Source organism: Streptomyces sp. NPDC026589, from assembly GCF_040638385.1.
Classification (GTDB): domain Bacteria; phylum Actinomycetota; class Actinomycetes; order Streptomycetales; family Streptomycetaceae; genus Streptomyces.
The window spans coordinates 75,851-82,750 of sequence record NZ_JBEZYG010000002.1 but is presented as its reverse complement, the minus strand read 5'-3'; the positions used below and the strand labels follow the sequence as shown (position 1 = coordinate 82,750).

Below are 6,900 nucleotides of genomic sequence, written 5' to 3'. Positions count from 1 at the left end.
CGCAGGAACTGCACGGCCTGAGGCACCTCAGCGCAGGAGCTGCACGGCGTAGAGCCCCCCGACGCCGAGTGCCAGCACCCCCAGCAGCAGCCGCAGCGCCGTCTCCGGCAGGCGAGGCTGGAGGCGGGCGCCGAGGTAGCCCCCGCACAGTCCGCCGAGCCCGCAGACCAGGCCGAGGGACCAGTACGGTGCGATGTCGCCGGTGGTGGTCAGGGACAGCAGCGCGTACGTCCCCGCGCCGACGGCCGAGGTCACGAAGGTGGCGGCCAGCGCGGCCGGGGCGACCTTGGCCACCGGCATGCCGCGCCCCACCAGGATCGGGCCGAGGAGCGATCCGCCGCCGATCCCGTAGATCCCTCCGGCCACCCCGACCGCCATGGCGAGCCGGGTGACGGCGCGGGCCGAGGGCTCCCGACCGGCGGCCGTGCGGGAGGCGCGGCGCAGGGTCCGCAGACAGAGCCAGCCGCCCAGCGGCAGCAGCAGGACGGCGATGAGCAGCCGGAACACCGACGGGCCCGGCACCGCGAACACCCGGATCACCGCGCCGACGACGACGCCGGGAACGGTGCCGAGGACGAGCAGCCGGGTCAACGGCCCCCGCAGGGTGCCGGCCCTGTGGTGCCGCAGCAGGGCGCCGGGGCCCGCCACCACGTTGTAGAGCAGGTTGGTGGGGGTGACCGCCGGGCTGGGCACCCCGAGCACGCTGATCTGGACCGGCAGCAGGAACACCGCGCCGGAGACGCCGACCGGCGCGGTGGCCACGGAGATCAGCAGTCCGGCGGCGAACCCGAGCAGCCCGGTCGGCCAGTCCATGCGCGGCCCGCTGTCAGCGCAGGTGGGACGTGTCGTTGAGCAGGCGTACGGAGGCGTTGCCGTCCCCGTAGTAGGCGACCGTGGAGATCGAGGCCGCCGACAGCTCCATCCTGAACAGCGCCTCGGGCGGGGCTCCCAGGGCGAGCCGGACGAGCGTCTTGATGGGGGTCACATGGGTGACGAGCAGGACCGTGCGGCCCGCGTACCGGGCGACGATCCGGTCCCGGGCGGCCGCGACCCGCCCGGCGACCTCCGCGAAGCTCTCGCCGCCGCCGGTCGGGGCGGTGTCCGGGGAGGCCAGCCAGGCGGTGAGGTCGTCCCCGTACCGCTCCCGTACCTCCCCGAAGGTCAGGCCCTCCCACGCGCCGAAGTCCGTCTCGCGCAGGTCTTCGTCGATCCGGACGTCGAGGCCGAGGCGGTCGGCGACGGCCGCGGCGGTCTCGCGGCAGCGGCGCAGCGGGGAGCTGACGATCTCCTGGACGGTGCCCAGGGCGGTGAAGTGCTCGGCGGCCCGGGCGGCCTGGCCCCGGCCGGTGGCGGAGAGTTCGGGGTCGGTGCCGCCGCTGCCGGAGAACCGCTTCTCGGGCGTGAGGGCGGTCTCGCCGTGCCGGAGCAGGACGAGCGTGGCAGGTGCGCCCAGGTCGGGGGCCGATCCCCAGCCGGTCTGCGGGGCGACCACGGCGGTCGGCTGCTGCTGCTGCGAGGCTCCGGCCGCCTCCGGTGCCGTTCCGGCCGGTTGGCCGGAGGCCGGCGCGGCGGGGGCCGGTGCGGCGGGGGCCGGTGCGGCGGGGGCCGGTGCGGCGGGGACCGTGGTGTCCGGCACCCCGGGCTCCGGCACCGGGAAGAGCGTGTCGGCCGCCGGGGCGGACGCGCCACGTGCGGCGGCGAGGGCCGCACGGGCCCGGGCCGCGCCCGCGACCTGGTCGCCGGGCGGGCCCTGGGCGGGCGGCGGGGTGCTCACGGTGCCGCGCGCCGGGGTGTCGAGGGCGGCCGTCGAGGCGGACGCCTCCCACTGCCTGCCGTCGCGGCCCGCGTCCATCGCCTCGTTGGCGAGCCGGTCCGCGTGCTTGTTCTGCGCGCGCGGGATCCACTCGTACGTCACCGAGGACGGCGGCAGGACCGCGGCGGCGCGGGCCGCCAGCGGCTTCATGTCGGGGTGCTTGATCTTCCAGCGCCCCGACATCTGCTCGACGACCAGCTTGGAGTCCATCCGGACGTGGACGCGCAGCGCGTCCCCCGCGTCCGGGAACAGCGCCTTCGCGGCCGTCAGACCGGCGATCAGGCCCCGGTACTCGGCGACGTTGTTCGTCGCGACGCCGATGTACTCGGCGGCCTCGGCGAGGGGTTCGCCGGTGGCCGGGTCGATGACGACCGCGCCGTAACCGGCGGGCCCCGGGTTGCCCCGGGAGCCGCCGTCGGCCTCGACCACCACCTGGCGCGCGGCGCTCATTACAGGCCCGACTCCGAGGTGCGGACCAGGATGCGGTGGCAGTTCTCGCAGCGCAGGACGGTGTCGGGGGACGCGGCGCGCACGTCGCCGACCTCGGCCATGTTCAGTTCGAGCCGGCAGCCCTCGCAGCGGCGCTGGTAGAGCCGGGCGGCGCCGACCCCGCCCTGCTGGGCGCGGAGCTTGTCGTACAGCTTCAGCAGGTCGGCGGGGATGACCTCGGCGACGACCTGGCGGTCCTTGGTCACCGTGGCGGCCTCGGCGTCCAGCTCGGCGGTGGCGGCGTCGCGGCGGGCGGTGGCGTCGTCGACCTTGGCCTGGACGGCGGCGACCCGCTCGGTCAGCTCGGCGACCCGCTCCTGGGCGCCCTCACGGCGCTCCATGATCTCCAGGACGATGTCCTCCAGGTCTCCCTGGCGCTTGGCGAGCGAGACGATCTCGCGCTGGAGGCTCTCCAGGTCCTTGGGCGAGGAGACCGCGCCGGAGTCCAGGCGCTGCTGGTCGCGGACGGCGCGCTGGCGCACCTGGTCGACGTCCTGCTCGGCCTTGGTCTGCTCGCGGGTGGTGTCGCTCTCCTCGGTGGTGGAGGCGACCAGCAGGTCCCGCAGCTGGGCGAGGTCGCTGCCGAGCTGCTCGATCTCGGCGTGCTCCGGCAGCGAGGTGCGCTTGTGGGAGAGCTGGGCGAGACGGAGGTCGAGGGCCTGGACGTCGAGAAGTCGGATCTGGTCGGCGGGCGCGGCGTTCAGTTGGGGGCTCCAGAGGAATGGTGGGTGGTCCAGGGGTCGGTGACCTGCTTCGAGACATGGACCCGCAGGTCCCATCCGTGGCGGTCGGAAAGCGCGTCGAGCTGGGCGGCCGCCTGCTCGCACCAGGGCCATTCGGTGGCCCAGTGCGCGGCGTCGACGAGGCCGAGCGGCGAGTGCCGCACGGCTTCGGAGGCCGGGTGGTGGCGCAGGTCGGCGGTGAGGAAGGCGTCGACGCCCGCGGCGCGCACGGCGTCGAAGAGGCTGTCGCCGGAGCCTCCGCTGACGGCGACGGTGCGCACGAGCGCCTCGGGGTCGCCGGCCAGCCGGATGCCCTGCGCGGTGGCGGGGAGCCGGGCGGCAGCCCGGGCGGCGAAGGCGGCCAGGGTCTCGGGGTGGTCCAGTTCGCAGATCCGGCCCAGTCCGCGGCGGCCCTCGGGGTCGGTGGGGTCGGGGACCAGGGGCCCGGTGATCCGCAGGTCCAGGGCGCCGGCGAGGGCGTCGGAGACGCCGGGGTCGGCGGTGTCGGCGTTGGTGTGCGCGACGTGGAGCGCGATGTCGTGCTTGATGAGGGTGTGGACGACCCGGCCCTTGAAGGTGTCGGCGGCGACCGTCGTCGTCCCGCGCAGATAGAGCGGGTGGTGGGTGACGATCAGCTGGGCGCCGAGCTCCAGGGCCTCGTCGGCGATCTCGCGGACCGGGTCGACGGCGAACAGCACGCGGTCGATCTCCGTGTCCGGATCGCCGCAGACCGTCCCGACCGCGTCCCATCCCTCGGCCCGCTCGGGGGGCCAGAGGGCGTCGAGGGCGGCGATGACTTCAGACAGACGGGGCACGGGGGAAAGGCTACCTGTCCGGGGTGGTCCGTCGCCCCTGGCCGCCGGACCTGTACGCCAGGACCGGCGGCCGGACACGAATCGTTACTTCACCGCGTCGGCGCCGGAGCACGTACGGCGTCCGGACCGGGCACGTACCGCGTCGGCTCGGGGCCGGCTACTTCACCAGGTCCGCGCGGAGGTCGTCGAGGACCAGGCCGGCCGAGGTGACGCCGAGGCCCAGGTACCAGGTCTCGTCGGAGACGTCCTTGGCCCGGCCCTCCTTGACGGCCTTCAGGTTCTTCCACAGCGGGTTGGACCGGGCGGTGTCGCGCTGGGTGGCCTTCGGGTCGCCGTAGACGCCGGTGAAGATCCAGTCGGCGTCCGCCTCGTCGATCCTCTCCGGGCTGATCTCGGCGGCGAGGTCGTTGATCTGCTGGTTCTTCGGACGCGGCAGACCGACGTCTTCGAGGATCGTGCCGATGAACGAGGCCTTGGCGTAGAGCCGGAGTCGGTCGGGCAGGTAGCGGACCATCGAGACGGTCGGCTTGTCGGCGCCGATGTCGTCGCCGAGCTTCTTCGCCTTGTCCTCGTACGCGGCGAGCGCCGACTCGGCCTGCTTCGTGCGGTCCAGCGCCTGGGCGTTGAGGAGGTAGTTCTCCTTCCAGGTGAAGCCCGGACGGATGGAGAACACGGTGGGGGCGATCTTGGACAGCTCGTCGTACTTGTCCGCGGCGCGGAGCTGGCTGCCGAGGATCAGGTCGGGCCGGAGGCCCGCGATGGCTTCGAGGTTGAGGCTGTTGATCGTGCCGACGCTCTTCGGCTCGCCCGCGCCCTTCTCCAGGTAGGAGGGGATGGCCGCGTCGCCCTCGCTGGGGGCGTAGCCGACCGGCTTCAGGCCCAGGGACACCACGTTGTCGAACTCGCCGACGTCCAGCACGACCACGCGCCGGGGCGCGGCCTTGATCTCGGTCTTCCCCATGGCGTGGGTGACCGTACGGGGGAACTCGCCGGCCCCGGCGTCGGTGCCGTACGCCGCGGTCTTCTTCGCCGCGTCCGCGAAGTCCTTGCCGCCGGTGGCGACGGCGGCCTTCTTGCCGCCGCCCGCGTCGGTCTTCGCCGCGTCCCCGCCGTCACCGCCCCCGCAGGCCGACAGGGAGAGGGCGGCCGCCACGGCCAGGGCGACTGCGGCGGTACCGCGGGGTCGAAGGGACATCGCTTGCTCCAGATGGTCCGCGTACGTGCGTGGGCACGGGTTCTTGGTTAGGGCCGCCTAACCATAGACGCGGCCAACTTCACCAGCACACCCACCCCCGTCACCTCAGGAGAATCCAGACATCACCACCCTTATGTGTGAAGTCAGGTGGCTCGTGTTGTTCGGCTGGAAGTGCGAAAACTAGCTTTCGTAGCCGGAGGTGACGAGTCCATGACTGCCTGTGCCATCGAGGGCGGATCCGCCGGGGCCGCCGCGACGGCGGAACCCGAAGCGGAATCCGAAGCGGAATCCGGAACGGAACCCGACCCGACGGAGTCCGGAGCGGAATCCGGAGTGGAGTGGGGCCGGAAGAAGTACGGAGCGGAACCGGAACCGGAGGGGTCCGGCGACCCCGTGAAGTCCGCCGGGGCGGACGCTCCCGGCCTGCCCGGATTCCGCGCGGACGAGGCCGGTTCGGAGACGTCGTCCGCCATGGGCGTCCCGGCGGCGCCGGCCGGTGACGCACCGCTGCCCGGCGTCTTCACGCTCACCGCGGACGGGGCCTACGCCGCCCGGCTCACCGCGGCTCCCGGCCCGCCGGGCGAGCGCGCCTGGTATCCGGAGCGGTGGACGCTGGACGGGCCGGAGCCGTACGCGGTGCCCCTCCCCCTCGATCAGCCCGAGGAGCCGGACGCCGAGGTGGCGCCGCTCGCCGACGGGCGAGTGCTGATCCGGCGGCGGGTGGCGGACCGGCAGCAGTTCTCCCTGCTCTACCCGACAGGACCCGGGACCGGAGAAATCCTGCTGGGCGCTGTCGAGTTCGCGGAGATGACCCTGTTGCCGCCGTCGCCGGACGGGCGGTGCGTCTACGCCCTGTCGGCCGGCGACCACCACTCGTCGCTCTGGCTGGTGGCGGGCGGAGCGTTCGGGCCCGAGGAGATCGCGCGGATTCCCGGGCGCTGTTCGGGCGGGGCCTGGCTGGACCGGGCGGGCCGGCTGCTGGCGCTGGACCGGCGGGCGCCGGGCGGCGGACCGGTCAAGGCGGTCGCCGTCGACCTGGGGCGGGGGGCCGAGGTGACGCCGCTGCTCCAGATCGCGCCGGACAGCGACGACCGGCTGCTGCTCGCGGACGCCGACAGCGGGCTGCTGTTGATCCGCTCGGACGCCCCGGGACACGACCGGCTCGGCTGGGGGGTGCTGGGGAGCTGTCTGCCGGTCAGGTTCCCGGAGTGCCTGCGCCTCGCGGACGCGGCGGTGACGCCGTTCGCGGTGCAGCCGGGCCAGATGCTGATGCCGGAGAGCTGCGCGGTGGCGCTGCGGATCGACGGGGCGGCGGGCAGCCGGCTGGGGGTCTGGCGGCCGGCGGGACGCCGGCTGCACCAGTTCGCCGCCCCGCTGGGCTGGGCGCCGGGGGCTGGGTACTGGAGCCGGGACGGGGTGCTGCGTCTCCCGTACACGAACGCCGCGACACCCTGCGGCGTGGCGATGCTGGACGCGCCCGGAGACGTGGAACCCTCTTCCGAGACCGGCCGTCCGGGTGACGCGGAGGGCGGAACGCAACCGTCCGCCGCCGTCTCCGCTCCTGCTGTGTGTAAGCCCGTTCCGTTGGGGCAGGCGCCCCTGCACCGAGCCGCTCGATCTGATTAAGATCGGGATCCTGGGCTACGCCGCCGTATCGGGCGGGTACCGACGGTGACCACGTCGGATGGCGGCGGCGGGGCTTGCGACACACGTAGGCGCGACACAAGTAAGCGATCACAACGGGGTGACTTCCCACATGTCCGAAGCACGGATCGACACGAACCAGCGGCGCACGACGGGGGCGGACGAGGGGGCCGGGACCGGCGGTTCCGGAAGGCACCGAGGGGGTGCGTCGGCGGAGAACAC

General features: G+C 74.0%; 6 protein-coding genes. 1 reads left to right on the top strand and 5 read right to left on the bottom strand.

Features of this window, described 5'->3' with window-relative positions:
* Positions 1-27: 27 nt before the first annotated feature.
* The 5 genes from AB0F29_RS03375 to AB0F29_RS03355 form a co-directional block, all read right to left on the bottom strand.
* A complete protein-coding gene (locus AB0F29_RS03375) occupies positions 28-813 on the bottom strand; it encodes a sulfite exporter TauE/SafE family protein (protein WP_361867115.1) in 786 nt (261 codons plus the stop codon).
* 13 nt (positions 814-826) lie between these two features.
* Positions 827-2,263, bottom strand: coding sequence for a bifunctional RNase H/acid phosphatase (locus AB0F29_RS03370; protein ID WP_361867114.1), 1,437 nt, complete (start codon positions 2,261-2,263; stop codon positions 827-829).
* Complete coding sequence (locus tag AB0F29_RS03365; protein ID WP_361867758.1) at positions 2,263-3,006, bottom strand: C4-type zinc ribbon domain-containing protein; 744 nt, start codon at positions 3,004-3,006, stop codon at positions 2,263-2,265. The genes AB0F29_RS03370 and AB0F29_RS03365 overlap by 1 nt, the downstream gene beginning before the upstream one ends.
* On the bottom strand, positions 3,003-3,839 hold the full coding sequence (locus AB0F29_RS03360; protein WP_018958216.1) for a Nif3-like dinuclear metal center hexameric protein: 837 nt from the start codon (positions 3,837-3,839) through the stop codon (positions 3,003-3,005). The genes AB0F29_RS03365 and AB0F29_RS03360 overlap by 4 nt, the downstream gene beginning before the upstream one ends.
* A gap of 157 nt (positions 3,840-3,996) precedes the next feature.
* Positions 3,997-5,034: an iron-siderophore ABC transporter substrate-binding protein gene (locus AB0F29_RS03355; RefSeq protein WP_361867113.1), complete on the bottom strand. Its 1,038-nt coding sequence runs from the start codon at positions 5,032-5,034 to the stop codon at positions 3,997-3,999.
* 210 nt (positions 5,035-5,244) lie between these two features.
* Between AB0F29_RS03355 and AB0F29_RS03350 the strand changes: the two genes are divergently transcribed.
* Positions 5,245-6,660, top strand: coding sequence for a hypothetical protein (locus AB0F29_RS03350; RefSeq protein WP_361867112.1), 1,416 nt, complete (start codon positions 5,245-5,247; stop codon positions 6,658-6,660).
* Positions 6,661-6,900 lie beyond the last annotated feature (240 nt).